Origin of the sequence: Streptomyces sp. NPDC056503 (assembly GCF_042794995.1) — a bacterium.
Taxonomy (GTDB): Bacteria; Actinomycetota; Actinomycetes; order Streptomycetales; family Streptomycetaceae; genus Streptomyces.
Window position 1 is genome coordinate 1 of record NZ_JBHTST010000177.1, and the last position, 14,951, is coordinate 14,951.

9 protein-coding genes are annotated in these 14,951 nt (G+C 70.6%); 7 read left to right on the forward strand and 2 right to left on the reverse strand.

Translation table 11 applies throughout. From position 1 onward, the window contains the following. Nucleotides 1–81: 81 nt before the first annotated feature. On the reverse strand, nt 82–723 hold the full coding sequence (locus tag ACFQ8C_RS33625; protein WP_383465199.1) for a TetR/AcrR family transcriptional regulator: 642 nt from the start codon (nt 721–723) through the stop codon (nt 82–84). A 197-nt stretch (nt 724–920) separates the two neighbouring features. On the opposite strand from ACFQ8C_RS33625, the gene ACFQ8C_RS33630 reads away from it, so the two are divergent. The 7 genes from ACFQ8C_RS33630 (at nt 921) to ACFQ8C_RS33660 (ending at nt 13,539) form a co-directional block, all read left to right on the forward strand. Further along, nucleotides 921–2,321 (forward strand): serine hydrolase domain-containing protein, encoded by a 1,401-nt coding sequence (locus ACFQ8C_RS33630; RefSeq protein WP_383465201.1) that lies wholly within the window; start codon nt 921–923, stop codon nt 2,319–2,321. Nucleotides 2,322–3,442: 1,121 nt separating this feature from the next. Further along, entirely contained in the window at nt 3,443–4,999 is a 1,557-nt protein-coding gene (locus tag ACFQ8C_RS33635) for a TIGR02677 family protein (RefSeq protein ID WP_383465203.1), read from the forward strand. Further along, nucleotides 4,996–6,279: a TIGR02678 family protein gene (locus ACFQ8C_RS33640; RefSeq protein WP_383465205.1), complete on the forward strand. Its 1,284-nt coding sequence runs from the start codon at nt 4,996–4,998 to the stop codon at nt 6,277–6,279. The genes ACFQ8C_RS33635 and ACFQ8C_RS33640 overlap by 4 nt, the downstream gene beginning before the upstream one ends. Further along, the gene (locus ACFQ8C_RS33645; protein ID WP_383465207.1) at nt 6,276–10,421 is read left to right on the forward strand and encodes a TIGR02680 family protein; all 4,146 of its coding nucleotides are present in this window, start codon (nt 6,276–6,278) and stop codon (nt 10,419–10,421) included. The genes ACFQ8C_RS33640 and ACFQ8C_RS33645 overlap by 4 nt, the downstream gene beginning before the upstream one ends. Then, nucleotides 10,418–11,677 carry a TIGR02679 family protein gene (locus tag ACFQ8C_RS33650; RefSeq protein WP_383465209.1) on the forward strand — a complete coding sequence of 420 codons (1,260 nt, stop codon included), beginning with the start codon at nt 10,418–10,420 and terminating at the stop codon, nt 11,675–11,677. Before ACFQ8C_RS33645 ends, ACFQ8C_RS33650 begins: the two co-directional genes overlap by 4 nt. Before the next feature lie 220 nt (nt 11,678–11,897). Further along, nucleotides 11,898–12,590 (forward strand): transposase family protein, encoded by a 693-nt coding sequence (locus tag ACFQ8C_RS33655; protein ID WP_383465211.1) that lies wholly within the window; start codon nt 11,898–11,900, stop codon nt 12,588–12,590. Nucleotides 12,591–12,771: 181 nt separating this feature from the next. Beyond that, entirely contained in the window at nt 12,772–13,539 is a 768-nt protein-coding gene (locus ACFQ8C_RS33660) for a hypothetical protein (RefSeq protein ID WP_383465213.1), read from the forward strand. Between the two features lie 180 nt (nt 13,540–13,719). Here the strand turns inward: ACFQ8C_RS33660 and ACFQ8C_RS33665 are convergent, their stop codons facing one another. Then, the gene (locus tag ACFQ8C_RS33665) at nt 13,720–14,541 is read right to left on the reverse strand and encodes an IS5 family transposase (RefSeq protein WP_383465215.1); all 822 of its coding nucleotides are present in this window, start codon (nt 14,539–14,541) and stop codon (nt 13,720–13,722) included. Between the last annotated feature and the right edge of the window lie 410 nt (nt 14,542–14,951).

The window sequence follows — 14,951 nt, forward strand, 5'->3', positions numbered from 1 at the left end:
TGTTTCATCCCATCACGGGATGAAACATCGGGCGAAAACGACCTCTGAGTATCGGGCCGCTCCCTCCCCGGAACGTGCTGCTCATTCTGTGTATTGGCGGCATTCGCCTGTGAAGACGACGGCGATCTCGGCTTCGAGCAGGGGGACCGCGAATCGGGTGACGGCTTGTCCCGTGGCGCCCTCGGGTTCGCGGTAGACCTGGAGCGCGAGCCCTTCCATCACGGCTGCGAGGCGTACGGCGGCGGACTGCGGGTCCAGGTGCTCGTCGACCTCGCCGCACTCCTTGCCGTTGTGGACGGCGCGGGCGATGTCCTCGCGCAGCCGCCGGGCGCTCTTGGTGTCGACCTCGGCCAGCGCGGGGGCGTCGAGGGCGCGGCCGGCGAACGCGCGGGCCACGCGGTACTCGGCGCGGCGGGGCCCGTCCAGAGGGATGTACTCGGTCATGACGTCGGTCATCACCTGTGCGAGGGGGCGCTTGTGTGCGACTCCGTCTCTGATGCGTTCGTCGACGCGGGCGCGGATGCGGGTCGAGACCTCGCGGAAGGCGTGGAGGAGCATCTCGTCCTTGGTGCGGAAGTAGTGCTGCACCAGGCCGACGGACATGCCCGCGGTGGCGGCCGTACGCGCGACAGTGACGGCGTCGAGGCCGTGTTCGGAGATCAACTGGCTGACGGCGTCGGCGATCTGACGGCGGCGTTGTTCGTGGTCGGCGGTTCGTGGCACTTGATAACCGTACCAGCGTACGGTTATAACCGTATCGCCATACGGTTATCTTTCATGCCAGCGGAAGAACGAGGCGCCCGATGTCCCACCCCCTTCGACGAGTCACCGCGATGCCGGCTGTCCTCCTCGTCCTGATCCTCTTAACCGGAGCACCGGCAGAGGCGAACCCACCTGCTCCGGCGGAGCGTTTCGCGGCAATGGACGCCTACGTGCGCGAACGCATGCAGGACACCCGAACCCCCGGGCTCGCCTACGCCGTGGTCGGCCCCGACGGCCCGGTCCACACGCGGTCCTGGGGTACGGACGGAAACGGCGAGCCGGTCACGGCCTCCACCCCCTTCCTGTGGGGATCGGTCGCCAAACCGATCACTGCCAGCGCCGTGATGACGCTCGTGCAGGACGGACGACTCCGACTCGACGACCTGGTCGTCGACCACCTGCCGGCCTTCCGCTTCGGCGGACCGGACCACACCGCCCGGGTCACAGTCCGCGACCTGCTCCAGCAGACCGCAGGCATCCCGGAGTCGGCGACCTCCACGGTCACCGACTGCGTCGACACCGACTGCCCCGACGCGATCGGCCGCGTCACCGCGCTGGACGACGTGCGTCCGATGGGGCCGCCCGGCACCACGTACGCCTACACCAGCGCCAACTACCTCCTCCTGGCCGCCCTGGTCGAGTCCGTCACCGGCCGGCCCTTCGCCGAACACCTCCGGGACAGCGTCTTGCGCCCGGCCGGCATGGACGGGGCGATCGCCGACCGGGCTTCCGCCCGCGCACGGAACCTCCCGCCCGGGCACCAGCTCCTGTGGGGCCTACCGGCCGCGATTGTCGACGGTGTGGACGACGACGGCGCCGCCTACGGCTACACCGGTGGCGATCTGAATGACCTCGCCGCCTTCGCCGCCTTCCAACTGCGGTCGGGAAAGACCACCGACGGCGGGATAGTCCTGACCCCCGATTCCGTGCGCCTCATGCGGCACCCGGGCCGGCTCCACCCGTCCGGCATTGCCACCGGATATGGACTCGGCTGGCGCGTCGGCGGCCTGGAAGCCCCGCTCGACACCGCCATCTGGCATACCGGTGCCACCCCCGGCTACTCCGCCATGCTCTTCCTCCTGCCAGAACAGAACCTCGCCCTCGTCCTCCAGCAGAACCTTCACGGACTCCTCCACGACAGTGCCGTCATGGACGTCGGTTTCGGCGCGGCCCGCATCCTCGCCGGGGGAACCGCCCCCGAACCCCCCTCCGCCACGATGTACTACGCGACCGTCTGGGGTCTCACCGCCCTGGCCCTCGTCCTTTCTGCGGAAGCTCTCCACTCGTTCCGCCTGCTCCACCGCGGGGGTTCGCGGCGCCTCGCCCCCACTGCCCTGTGGTGTCTCGCCGGTGCCGCTCCCTCGGCCGCTCTGGTAACGGCCCTTGTTTTCGTCGGTTCCGGGGCACTGTGGACCTGGACGCCTGACGCGTTCATCGTGGTCTGTGTGGCGTCCGTCGCGGGGGCCGCCGTCATCGCCCTGCGGCTCGGGGCTGCCATGCGCGCCGGCAGAGGCGGTGTAGGGCGTCGTGCCCTGCCGATGCGCGGATCGGCCGAATGATGCCGGGAGCTCAGGCGATGATCGCGAGGGCAGGCATGGCGATGCAGAGGTCGAGGAGGCCGACGCTTGCTACGGACAGAGAGGTGCCACCTCTGGTGAACGTGTCAGAGATGAACGGTAGGGCGAGCAGTACGAAGCCGGTCACCGCGGGGGCAAGGTCGGTGTGATGCTGCGTGGCTCCGGGCCCGACGCCCACGGCTTCAAGCAGCGCCTGCGCGGCGTCCGGCCCGGGGCCCGCGTGACCGTGACCTGGAATGCCTTGTCGGCAACCGACCCTGCCGCTACATGACCGCGGCAGGGGAATACCGCACGCTTCGAATAGCGCCCCCTGCCAGCTGAGCAGACGCCGTGGAGTCCGGCGCGGCGTGAGGCGTACGCGAACGACCAGGACGGTCCCGACACCCTGATCGCGGTCACCGCAGCCTCGAACCGGTCCAAGGCGGACAAGGACCCGGCCGAGTGGCTGCCCTCGGACACCTCCTGCCATTGCACCTACGCCGCGACCTGGGTCGGCACGAAGCTGCGCTGGGACCCGGCCGCCGACGAGGCCGAGCGGGACGCTTTCCTCGGGCTCGCCGAGGACTGTTCCACGACCGTCGTCTCCTGGGGAGCCTAGATAGAGGAAGCGTGCGCAGGCAGCTGCTCCGGAGAGGGTGGCCGCTTTCGAGTGGGACAGGCCGACCGGTGCCTCTTGAGACAGGGGAAGTCGGCGTGCTTCCGGCAGAGCATGCGAGGGTCTGTCCGGGCCCTGACGGCTAGAATCCCTGGTAGGGGCGCTGTCGGCTGTGGGCCGGGCCCCGGGGGCAGGCCCGTGAGGCCGTCCGGTGCTGCTCTTGCCGCTGGTTCTGGGCCGGGGTCCAGGTTCTGGCACGATTTCGGTGAAGCCATACCGGTCCTTCGTGTCCGAGGCCGGCAGCCTTGACAAAACGGCAGGTCAGCAGCTCTTTGAGAGGTCGGCGCGAGCCTGGGTGGCACAGTTTCACGAAAGTCGTGCCAGAACCTCTTCACGTGAAGCGAAGCCACCGGCCATGACAGTGATGCGGGCCCCGGAGCCGGGGCCGCCCCCTACCGTGGGGTGCGAGGTGCCGCAGGGGTGGCGGCGGAGGAGGGGACGTACGGGCATGCGCAGGGTTCCATCGGAGATGTTCCGGTTCACCACGGGGGAGAAGGCCGACCTGAACGGTGCCGTGCTCGAGGCGTTCGGTGTCGCCGGTGAACACCTGGAGACCGCACTCGGCCTGGACGGCGTACGGGAGCGGCTGCGAGCGGTGGGCTGGATCGCCGACATCGAGGACGAAGAGCTCCACGAGGCGCTGAAACGACTGGTGAAGTGGGAACTTCTCGACGTGGTCCACAACCACGCCGAGAACTACCGGACGGCCGAGGAGTACGAGCGGCGCAACCTGCACTACTCGCTCACCCGCCGCGGCGAGGCGGCGCTGGCCGGGGTGCGGCACGCCCTGGAGGTGCTGGCCTCGACAGGGGCGCTGCAGACTGCGGTGCTGGAGGCGATCGGCGACCGCCTCGACGAACTGACCGTGCTGTCCGGCGAACCTGCCAGGGCAGACCGCCGGATCTTCAGCACGCTGCGGGAGCTGGAAGGCCATCTGGAGGCCCTGGTGGAGAACACCAAGGCCTTCAATGGCCAGTTGCAGCGACTCCTGCGCGCCGAGGGCGCGGACCTGGACGTGTTCCGCGAGGTCAAGGCGGCCACCGTCTCCTATCTCCAGGAGTTCCTGGTCGACCTCGACCGGCGCGGCGAGACGGTCGCCGCCGCCGTGGCCCGGGTGGAGGAGAGGGGCATCGCCGTGCTGCGCGAGCGCGCCCTGCACGGCGCCGAGCTGCCGCCCATGCCGGGTGAGGACCCCGCCGCTGGCTGGCTGGAGAGCCGGCGGGCCCGCTGGGCGGGTCTGCGTGCCTGGTTCTTGCCGGACGACGGCGCGCGCCCCCGGATCGAGCAGCTGCACGACATCGCCCGTCGGGCCATCGTTTCCCTCCTCCAGGTCCTGGAGCGGATCAACGAGTCCCGCCGTCGTTCCTCCAGCGCCGTACAGGACTTGCGAGAGCTCGCGCGCTGGTTCGCGGCGGCCCCCGAGGAGGACGACCTGCACCGGCTGTGGTCGGCGGCCTTCGGCCTCGGCCCGGCGCGCCACGCCCACCTGGCCCACCCTGACCCGGAACTTATTCCCTCCTCCCACTCCTGGGCCGAGGCGCCGCCCGTGGAGGTGTCGGCGCTGCTGCGAACCAGCGGACGCACGGAGCGCTTCACCCGTACCGGCAAGGTGAAGGACGTCGCGGCCGTGCGGGCCGGGCGCGCCGAGAGGGCCCGCGCCGAGCGCGCGGAACTCGCCCGCGCCTGGCAAGCGCTGGAGACGCACGGCCCCGTACGCCTCTCCTCCTTCGGGACCTTGGATCCCGCGGCCTTCGACCGCCTCCTCGACCTGCTGGGCCGTGCCCTCGCTTCCCTCCCCGACACGGACGGTCTGCGGCGGGTGACGACCGGGGACGGAAGAGTGGAGGTCGTGCTGTCCCTACCTCCCGACACGCGCACCGCATTCCTGCGCACCGAGAAGGGCACGCTCGCGGGCCCGGATTACCTCGTCGACATCACCACCGCAGGTGGGACGACCACCTTTCCGGCGCTCCACGCCGCCACAGGGCAGGAGGCCGCCGGATGAGCACCCTCGCCAACCAGCTGGCCTCCGCGGAACGAGAGGAGGTCGCCCGCGCTATCCGCCTCCTCCTGGCCAGCCCCCTGCTCACCGCAGCCTCGGACCCGGCCGGCTTCGGCCTGGTCCGCCGCCGCCACGATTCCCTGGTCCGGTGGTTCGACTACACCTGCGGCTGGAACCTGGTCGTGGAGTCGCGCCGCGGCTACGCCCGCCTCACCAAGATCCGGGCGAATCCCGATGGCTCGCGCCCGGCGCTCAGGGCACGGGCCGGCCACGCCCCGTTCGACCGCCGCCGCTACGTCCTGCTCTGCGTCACCGCCGCCGAACTGCTGTCGATGCCGATGACGACCATCGGCATGCTCGCCGACCGCGTCGCCCAGGCGACCACGGCCGACCACGCGCTGCCGACGTTCGACCCGGTCCAGCGGACCGAGCGAAGGGCGTTCGTCGACGTCCTGAAGCTGCTGGAGTCGTACGACGTGCTGCGCGCCGTGGACGGCACGACCGAAACGTACGTCGATTCCGAGCAGGCGAAGGTCCTGTACCGGGTGGACGTCACGCTGCTCATGCGGCTGACGGCCGCGCCCGTCGGCGCCTCCCGGCTCGCCGTGCCCCCGGACGAGGTACCCGCGCGGTTCGAGGACCTCCTCGTCGGCCTGGTCAGGGAGCGCCGCTACGGAGGTGGGCCCGCCGACGTCACGGCCGACGACCCGTACGCGGAGACCACCGCGACCACGGACGCCCAGCGCAACCTGCGGCTGCGCCACTCGGTGCTCCGGCGCCTCTTCGACGACCCCGTGCTGTACCGGGCCGACCTCGCCGAGGACGAGCTCGCGTACGTCACCTCCCTGACCGGCCGCCAGATCCTGCGCCGCTCCGTCGAGCAGGCCGGATTCGTCCTGGAGGAACGCGCCGAGGGCTTCCTCCTCGTCGACCCGGACGCCATCGCCACCGACGTCCGCTTCCCCGACGACAGCTCCACCGCCCGGGTCGCCGCGCTGCTTCTGCTCGCACCGCTGTGCGCCGCACCGGGGGGCATGCTGCCCGAGCAGCTGGCCGAGGCCGGGGCGGAGCTGTTGCGCCGCTTCCCGGGCTGGGCCAAGGCGTACCAGTCGGAGGACGGCCCGGCCCGGCTGGTCGACGCCGCCGTAGGCGTCCTGCTCGACGTCGGGCTGGCAGCCAGGGCCCGCAGCCGTGTCGTCGCACGGCCGGCCGCGTACCGCTATCGCCTGACGCAGACCACGAGCCCGGCCCCGAAGAACACCCCGGAAGGAGACCAGCAGTGAGCGTGACGGAACTGCCGCTTCAGCGACGGCCCGAGGAACACACCGAGCCTGCCGGGCAGCTGTCCGTCCCCGGCCGCTGGCAGCCCCACCGCGCGGGCATCCTCAACGTCTGGCGCTACTACGACGAGACCTTCGCCTTCCACCAGGGGCGCCTGCTCCTGCGCGGACAGAACGGTTCCGGCAAGTCCAAGGCGCTGGAGCTGCTGCTCCCGTTCCTCTTTGACGCCAGCCTCCGTCCCAACCGCCTCTCCACTTTCGGCGGCTCGGAACGCACCATGCACTGGAACCTGTTCGGCGCGGGTGCCTCCGGCAAGACCCGCGTGGGGTACGTGTGGATGGAGTTCCGCCGCGTCGACGACGAGGGCATCGAGCAATGGTTCGGCTGCGGTGCGCGCCTGCATGCCAGTGTCCACACCAGCACGGCACACGCCGACTACTTCACCACCCGCTCCCGGATCGCCCACCCCGACGGCGTCACCCTCGTCAACGAGGCGGGACAACCCCTGACCAAGGCCGCGCTCACCGAAGCCCTCGGAGACCGGGGCACCGTGCACCTGTCACCCGCCGACCACCGCACCGCCATCCGTCGCGAACTCTTCGACGGCATGGGCGAGCAGCGGTACGAGTCGCTGCTCTCCGCCCTCCTCCAGCTGCGCCAGCCGAAACTCTCCGAACGGCTCGACCCGTCCCTGCTCTCCACCCTGTTGTCCCGCGCCCTGCCCCCGCTCGGCGAGGGCGAGATCACCGAACTCGCCGAAGGCTTCGAACGCCTGGACCGGCAGCGCGACCACCTCGACCGGCTCGACGCCGAAGTGACGGCAGCCGAGACCATCGCCTCCCGGCAGCGGGCCTACGCCCGGCGGGTCCTGCGCGCCGGAGCGGCCGGACTGATCGCCGCGACGACCGACATGGACGACCTCACCCGCGCCGCCCGTCAGAGCGCCGAGGAACTCGAGAAAGCGCTGACGGAACGCGAGGCCGCGCAGACCCTCCACGACGAACAGGAGCTGCGGGCCCGGACACTGGACGAGACCATCGACGCACTGCGCGAGAGCGACGCCTACCAGAAGGGGGAAGAACTCGACCGGCTCCGCCGAGACACCGCCGACCTGGTCACCGCCGCCCGGGAGCGACGCGCCGCCGCCCGGTCCGCCAAGGAAGCGGCGGCAGAGGACCGCCAGCGCGTCGACAAGGCCGCGGCCCACGCCCGCACCTTCGACGAGCACGCGCGGGACGCCGCGGCGGAAGCACACCGGGCGGCCCGGGCCGCGGGTATGGAATCCATCCACCACGAAGCGAGGACGATCCTCGAAGCGGACCCAGCAGCTACGCTCCTCGGTGATCAGGCACACGAGGCAGACCGGCGTCCGGAGGCATCCGGAGCCGATTCTCGTACGTCCGGCGAGGACACGGCCCGCCGGGCCAGGCTACTGCTCCGGGGAGCGACCGCCGCCCGACGCACGCAGGTCACCGACATCACCCAGTCGATCGACGAGCACGATCGCGCGGTACGCGACCGGGGCGCCGCCGAGGAACTGCTGGACGAGGCGCGCACCCGGCTCGGAGAAGCGATCGCCCACCGCGACACAGCAGCCGGAACCTGGGACGACGCCGTCGCCGCACAGGCGGAACGGCTCTTGGCCTGGGCCGAGAGCTGCAGGGAACTACGCATCGCCGACACCGGCGACCTCACGGCCAGGGCAGCGGTCGAAGCCGACGTACGCACGGTCGTCGACGCCGCCACCCGCCTGCTGGAGCAAGAGATCACCACGGCGCGAGCCGGCACCCACGCCGCACGGCAGGCACAGGAGGAAGAGCGGACCCAGCTTGCGGAGAACGTACGCCGGCTCAGCCGCGAAACCGACCTCCCACCGCCCGTCCCGCCCACACGTACCGCCGTGCGCACGGCCGCCGCAGGCGCACCGCTGTGGCGGCTGGTCGCCTTCCACGACGACGTCCCGCTTCCCGTACAGGCCGCGGTGGAAGCGGCACTGGAAGCATCGGGGCTCCTGGACGCCTGGGTCAGCCCCACTGAGGGAATCACCCTTCCCGGGCACGACACCCGCGCCGACCCAGACCTCGCCACCGCTGCCCCCGGACCCAGCCTGCTGCAGGTGCTGCGCCCCGAGGAGGACATTCCCGTACCTGCCGATGCCGTGACCCGCATCCTCGCCGGGATCGCGTACGGCCCCACCCTGCCCGGCGGCCGATCAGCGGCCGTCTCCGCCAACGGCGCCTGGCGCCTCGCACCGGCCACCGGTACCTGGAACAAGCCCGAACCCGCCTACATCGGCCTGTTCGCCCGACAGCGTGCGCGACAGCGCCGCATCGCCGAACTGACCGGGCGCATCGAAGAGACGGACGCAGCCCTCGCCGTCCTCGACGACCGCCTGCATGAACTCGACACCCGGACCGTCCGGCTGGAGGCCGACCGGGCAGCCCTGCCCGACCACCGGGAAGTCAACGCCCGACGGCGAGAAGCGGACCGGGCCGAGCAGACGGTGGCCGCCCGAGACGAGGTCGTCCGCGACGCGACCACCCACCTCGCCCGGCGAGAGACGGGGGTCGCCGACGCGCTGCGCACCCTGAGCCGCCGGGCCGCCGAGCACGGTCTACCCACCGACCGCGAACGGCTCCGGACGCTCCTTGAGGCCGTCGACAGGTTCCGCGACCTCGCCGACACCTGGATCGACAGCCGCATCACCGCGGCCACCGCCGTCGAACGGGTCCGGCAGACGACCGCCCAGGCGGACCGCTCCCGCCGCACCGCCGACGCACAGGCTGGCGACGCGGCCACCGCCGAGGCCAAGGCCGCCGGAATGACCGCGCGCCTGGAAGCGGTGGAGGCGACCGTGGGTGAGGACTACCGACAGATCGTCGCGCGCGTCGGGGAGGCACGGACCGAACGGGATCGCTGCCGGAGAGAAGTCCTTCGGGCGACAGCACTCCTCGTCGGCCTGGCGGGCCGTATCGGAGAACTGCGGGCCACGAGCGCCCAGGACGCGGATCTACGGGAGAAAGCCGTCGCGGCCCGCGACGGCGCCGCCCACCGGTTCCGGCACCTGTGCCTGGTCGGACTGGCCGAGGACGCCGGATGGACGCCGGGACTCGACGCCGGCGACGGCACCCGGGCCACCCTCGAGGCTGCCCGCGCCCTCGCCGCCCAGTGGCCGAGCCTTCCGTACGCGCCACGGAACCTAGGCGACGCCGCCAGCCGACTGTCCGAAGCCGTCCACGAGGCCCGCGGACACCTCGGCGTCCGCGCCGATCTGGACCTGGAACCCGACGACGACATCCAGCTCTTCAGCGCCGCCCTGGACGGCGTACGCGTCGGAGCAGCCGGGCTGCTTACCACGCTCACCCAGGAACGCGACCGCAGCCGTGACGACATCACCACAGCCGAGCGCCGGCTCTTCGACCAGATCCTCACCGGCGACATCCGCCGCCACCTCGCCGCCCGCATCCGCAGGGCCGGCCAGCTCGTCGAGGACATGAACGGGCACCTGGAGCGAGTCCGTACCGCTTCCAACGTGGCCGTCCAACTCGTCTGGGACGTCCGCCCCGACCTTCCCGACAGCACCCGAACCACCCGGCAACTTCTCCTCAAGGACCCCGGCCGGGTCACCGACGCGGACCGAGAGGCCCTGCACTCCTTCTTCCGCGCCCGCATCGAGGAGGCCAAGGGCAACGACACGGCCGCGAGCTGGGAGGAACACCTCGCGGAAGTGCTCGACTACACCGCCTGGCACACGTTCACCGTCCGCCTCGACCGCTCCGACGGCACCAACTGGCAACCGCTGACCAAAAAGCTCCACGGCGCCCTGTCAGGCGGGGAAAAGGCCATCGCCCTGCACCTTCCCCTGTTCGCCGCCGTCGCCGCCCACTACCAGGAAGTGCCCCTCGCCCCCCGCCCGATCCTCCTCGACGAGGTCTTTGTCGGCGTCGACACCGTCAACCGCGGACAGGTCTTCGCCCTGCTCACCGCGCTCGACCTGGACCTCGTCATCACCTCCGACCACGAGTGGGGCACCTACCGCGAGCTGCCGGGCATCGCTGTCCACCAGCTCCTCACCGACGGCGACGACGACGCCGTCACCAGCGCCCGCTTCGTCTGGAACGGCACCGGCATGGAGGAAGGATGACCCCTCCTGACCACCCCGCGCCGGGCGAGGCACCCCTGCGCCGTCCCGAACTCGACCCCCTCTGGCACACACTCCACACCCGCCTGTCCACCGGCCGCCCCGTCACCCGGATCCGCCTCGGACCGCTCGACGAACCCCAGCGCGAGGCCCTAGCCGACCTCCTCGGCCTCGACCGCCTGCCGGACCCTCGCCCCGCCATCGCCCTGACAGCCCTGGAGGAGGCCGTCACCGAACTCTCCGGCCGCACCGTACGCGACGTCGTCACCGAACTCGTCGGCCCGCTCGGCGACAAGGCCGGCGATCGGCGCCGCCAGGGCGACGAACGGACCGAACTGTGGCACTGGCTGACGGAACACGACACGGTCAGGGCACAGCCTGCGCTCTCAGCCTGGATCGCCTCCTGCCAGGCCGCGGGACTGATCGGCGGCTCGGCGGAAAGCACCCGTAGGCTGCTCACCGACGCACTCAAGGTGCTCGCCGAACTCCCGGGCCAGGCCGAACCCCTGCCCGTCCTCGCCGCCCGGGTCCTCAACGGCCACACCCACGCCCTCGACGACGGCACGCCGCTCTCCGCCCTCGTCCTGCGCGCCCTGGCGGCCCTCCACGACACCGCCCCGCCGCAGAACGCGGCGGAACGGCGCTCTCTATGGGCCCGCGCGGGCGTCGCCGACGACGAACTGTCCGCCACCGTCCTCGCCGCCGGACTACGCCTTCGGGGCGACGGACTGCTCGCCCGCCTCACGGGCATGTGCGCCGAGGCCGGCCAGGCCGCCAGCCTGACCCTCGCCCATATCCGCACCCCGGGCGACCTCACCCCGCCGGCTGCCGCCGTCGTCCATGTGACGGAGAACCCCAGCATCCTCGCCCTGGCCCTCCGCCGCTACGGCCCCCACTGCCCACCCCTCGTCTGCACCTCGGGCTGGCCCAATAGCGCCGCAATCCAGCTCCTTCGCCTGCTTACGGAGCAGGGCTCCGAGCTCCGCTACCACGGAGACTTCGACGGCGAAGGCGTCCGCATCGCCGCGTACGTCCTCGACAAGACCCAGGCACGTCCCTGGCGCATGACGGCGGCCGACTATCGGGCCGCCGTAGCCCGCCACCCCCATGGCCCCGACACGGGCCGCGTCAGCGTGGCCCCTTGGGACGCCAGGCTGTCCGAGTCCATGACGGAACACGGCACCGCAGTGGCCGAGGAACTCCTGGCCGATCTACTCCTGGACGACCTCGCAGAGTACGCAGAAAGGAGCCGGAGCTGAGCGGCGCGCGGATCGCCCACGTCTGGGCCGACGACCCGCCGACCTCTCCTCCGCCCCTCAATAAGGATCTTCAGAGCGGTCACCGATCGGGTGACGGCGGTCTGCGGATAGCAGGCGAGGCCTTCGGGCAGTGGTTCGAGATGTCTGACGTCTCAACCGCCGCGACCGGAGGCCTCGTTGGTCCCCTATCCTGCCGCACGCCCTCGTGGAGTGGGTCACGATGCTGATCGTCACCCGTGAGGGTGGCCGCCGGTGCAAACTGCGACCCTCGCAACGCGCCATCATCACCCTGGTCTACCTGCGCGAGCACACCACCTGTGCGAAGCTCGCCGCGGGCTTCCGGATCAGCGAAGGCACCGCCCACGCCTACGTACAGAACGTGATCGGACTCCTCGCCTCGAAAACACCGTCCCTGACACAGGCCCTGCGCCGGGCACGTCCCGAGTACGTCCTGGTGGACGGCACCATCGCCGACTGCGACCGGGTCGGCGACGGCCGGGCCGACTGCTCCCACAAGCACCGCCGCCACGGCGTGAACGTGCAGGTCATCACCGATCCCGCCGGCCGGCTGCTGTGGCTCTCGCCCGCCCTGCCGGGCCGCACACACGACCTGACCGCCGCCCGCACTCACCGAATCATCCGGATCTGCGAGCGTCAGGGCGTTCCTGTCGTGGCGGATCTCGCCTACCAGGGCGCTGGTCCGTGGCTGACCACGGGCATCGAACGCAGGCCCCTGCAGGAACTGACCCCCACCGACAAGACCCGCAACCGTGCCCTGGCCGCAGCACGCGCACCCGTCGAACGTGGCGTCGCCCGCCTGAAGTCCTGGCGGATCTTCCGCAGGTCCCGCTGCAGCCCCAACCGCATGACGTCAATCGCCAAGGCCGTTCTCACACTGGAGTTGCAACGCTGAAGAAGCTCAGTCCTCGACCCTCTCCACGGAGTTCGGGCTCAGCCCGCTTCGCCATCGCTGCCGGCTCACCAGGGGGCCCGCCCCATTCCCGGAACGACGAGGACATGGTCCCGCTCGCCGTGTAAATTGGCGATCTTCGGTCGGCGAAAGCCGTACGGAGTCCTCGAAGGCCGGGCACATCATGCATCTCGTCGAGCATCCCGCGCGTCGCCGCCTCAACGCCGCCCTGGAGAACCTCTCCGTCACCTTCCACGGCATGACCGCGCATCCGGATGAGTACAACTGCCACTGCCACTGGGGCAGCGCGGAAGAGCTCTCCCTCCTGAAGACGCCGGATGTGGAACTGGAGCCCGACCTCCTGTACCGGACGTGGCAGGCCATCGACTGGACCGATCACGCGTCCGTGCTGCGCCGTATCCTGCCGCAGTTCGCCACGGCCCTGTCCGCCGGTCGTGTGGATCCCCTCTTCGGACTGGAAGAGGCCGGCTCCTCCTTCGCCCGCGGAAGCTGGCAGCAATGGCCCGTCGAGCAGGCCGACTCGGTACGCGAGTTCCTGCACGCCTGGTGGGTGCAGAGCCTCACGGATCCGGATGCGGCCGTCCCGGCGCACCAGGTCTTCGTGATGTGTGCCGAGGCGTCCGGAACGCTCGCCCCCTGGCTTGCCGACTGGGAGGAGCAGACCGGATACCTCAGCGACCGACGTCTCGCCGAGGCAGCTGAGGAATGGGATTACGAGCTCCTCGGAGAGAGTCTGCCGTGGAGCGTCGGGTGGTACGAGCATGACGAGGAGGAACTGCGTGGCGAACTGGTCGCCTGGCTCCTCGGCCACGCGGCGATACGGCTCCGGGAGTCGGGCGCGTCGGTGGATCTGCAGCACCGGATACGCCTGCTCGGGCTCACCGATGAGGACCGCTGGACGGATCCTCACTGGCCTAACTACCGCTACTGACGGCCCGTAGGCGCGATGGCTCCGTGGCTGCACGCCCCGTTCCGGTGCCACGCCGAGGCCGACCGTGTACCCGACGGCGCGTGGACTGCCAAAGGCCCCAGACCATGCATCCTTGGTCTGGGGCCTTTTGGTTGGCGCCCGGCAGAATTCGAACCTGTGACACCCGCTTTAGACTGTGTCCTATGTGGTGAGGCGGACGAGTCGCTTGTAGCAGCACAGGGCCGCGGCGAGGCCGAGAAAGGCCAGGTAGTTGCGGGGATGGCGCTCGTACCGATGGTTGAGCCGGCGGTACCCGGTCAGCCATGACATGGTCCGTTTGATGACCCACCGGCGGCGTCCGAGTCGTTCGCTGGACTCGACGCCCTTGCGGGCGATGCGGACGCCAATGCGTTTACCGCGTAGCCATTTCCGCAGGTGGAGGACGTCGTAGGCCTTGTCGGCATGCAGGCGCTGGGGCTTGAAGTAGCGGCCGCGGTGGAGGGGGGCGTGTCTCGTTTGGTGACCGAGCACCATGGGCTTCAGGGACTGGCTGTCGTGGGTGTTGCCGGCCGAGACGCCGACGAAAAAGGGGCAGTCCGTTCGCGTCCGGCAGGACGTGCATCTTGGAACCCGGCTTGCCCCGGTCCACAGGGCTCGGACCGGTGAGTTCGCCCCCTTTTTCGCCCGGACGTGGGCGGAGTCAAGGACCGCGCGGGACAGGTCGAGCAGGCCGGCATCGTCGAGACGGTGCAGGATCTCCTCGTGCAGCCGGCCCCACACCCCGGCCCTGGACCAGATCAGGAACCGGCGGTGAGCGGTCGACTTCGAGACCCCGAAACACGGGGGCAGGGCCCGCCAGGCACAACCGGACACCAGCACGTAGATGATCGCGGCGAACAGCGTCTCATCAGGCGTGTCCTGCGTCCCGCCGCCCTGCGGCCGCACCCTCGCCGGCGGGATCAGCGGCTTCGCGATCTCCCACAGCCCGTCCGGAACAATCCAACTCCACGTACCCCGCCCCATGACGACCTCAACAACCGCCTCACCACATAGGACACGATTTAAGACCGAAGCGAGGGGCCGCCGCCGTGGCCCGGGTTGCCGACATCCTTCACGCCGGAGAAGGGGGCTTGCGCGGCCAGCCTGCCGACTCGTCATCTTCCGTCCCGGCCAAGCGCCTTCCGCGCAGAAAGCCGGGGCCGCCGCGTAACAAACCTCCTTCACCACCCCATAACTCTTGTACAGCACGTCAGGGAGCACCGCCCCGGCGTGCGGCCAACCGGCCCGGCCTGCGATACAACCCGGCCGTTTTCGAACGGCGGACGGCGAGTATTCCCCCTAAGGGCTGTCCCGTAAACGCTGGCCGGGTTGTACCCAGGTGAGCCGGGATATCCGCGAGCCTCCGACATGGCAGCTGTGACAGCCTTCTGACA

Coding starts and splice junctions, on each gene's coding strand:
- ACFQ8C_RS33630 (WP_383465201.1), top strand. CDS start 921: ATGGACGCCTACGTGCGCGAACGCATGCAGGACACCCGAACCCCCGGG.
- ACFQ8C_RS33635 (WP_383465203.1), top strand. CDS start 3,443: ATGCGCAGGGTTCCATCGGAGATGTTCCGGTTCACCACGGGGGAGAAG.
- ACFQ8C_RS33640 (WP_383465205.1), top strand. CDS start 4,996: ATGAGCACCCTCGCCAACCAGCTGGCCTCCGCGGAACGAGAGGAGGTC.
- ACFQ8C_RS33650 (WP_383465209.1), top strand. CDS start 10,418: ATGACCCCTCCTGACCACCCCGCGCCGGGCGAGGCACCCCTGCGCCGT.
- ACFQ8C_RS33655 (WP_383465211.1), top strand. CDS start 11,898: ATGCTGATCGTCACCCGTGAGGGTGGCCGCCGGTGCAAACTGCGACCC.
- ACFQ8C_RS33660 (WP_383465213.1), top strand. CDS start 12,772: ATGCATCTCGTCGAGCATCCCGCGCGTCGCCGCCTCAACGCCGCCCTG.
- ACFQ8C_RS33665 (WP_383465215.1), bottom strand. CDS start 14,541: ATGGGGCGGGGTACGTGGAGTTGGATTGTTCCGGACGGGCTGTGGGAG.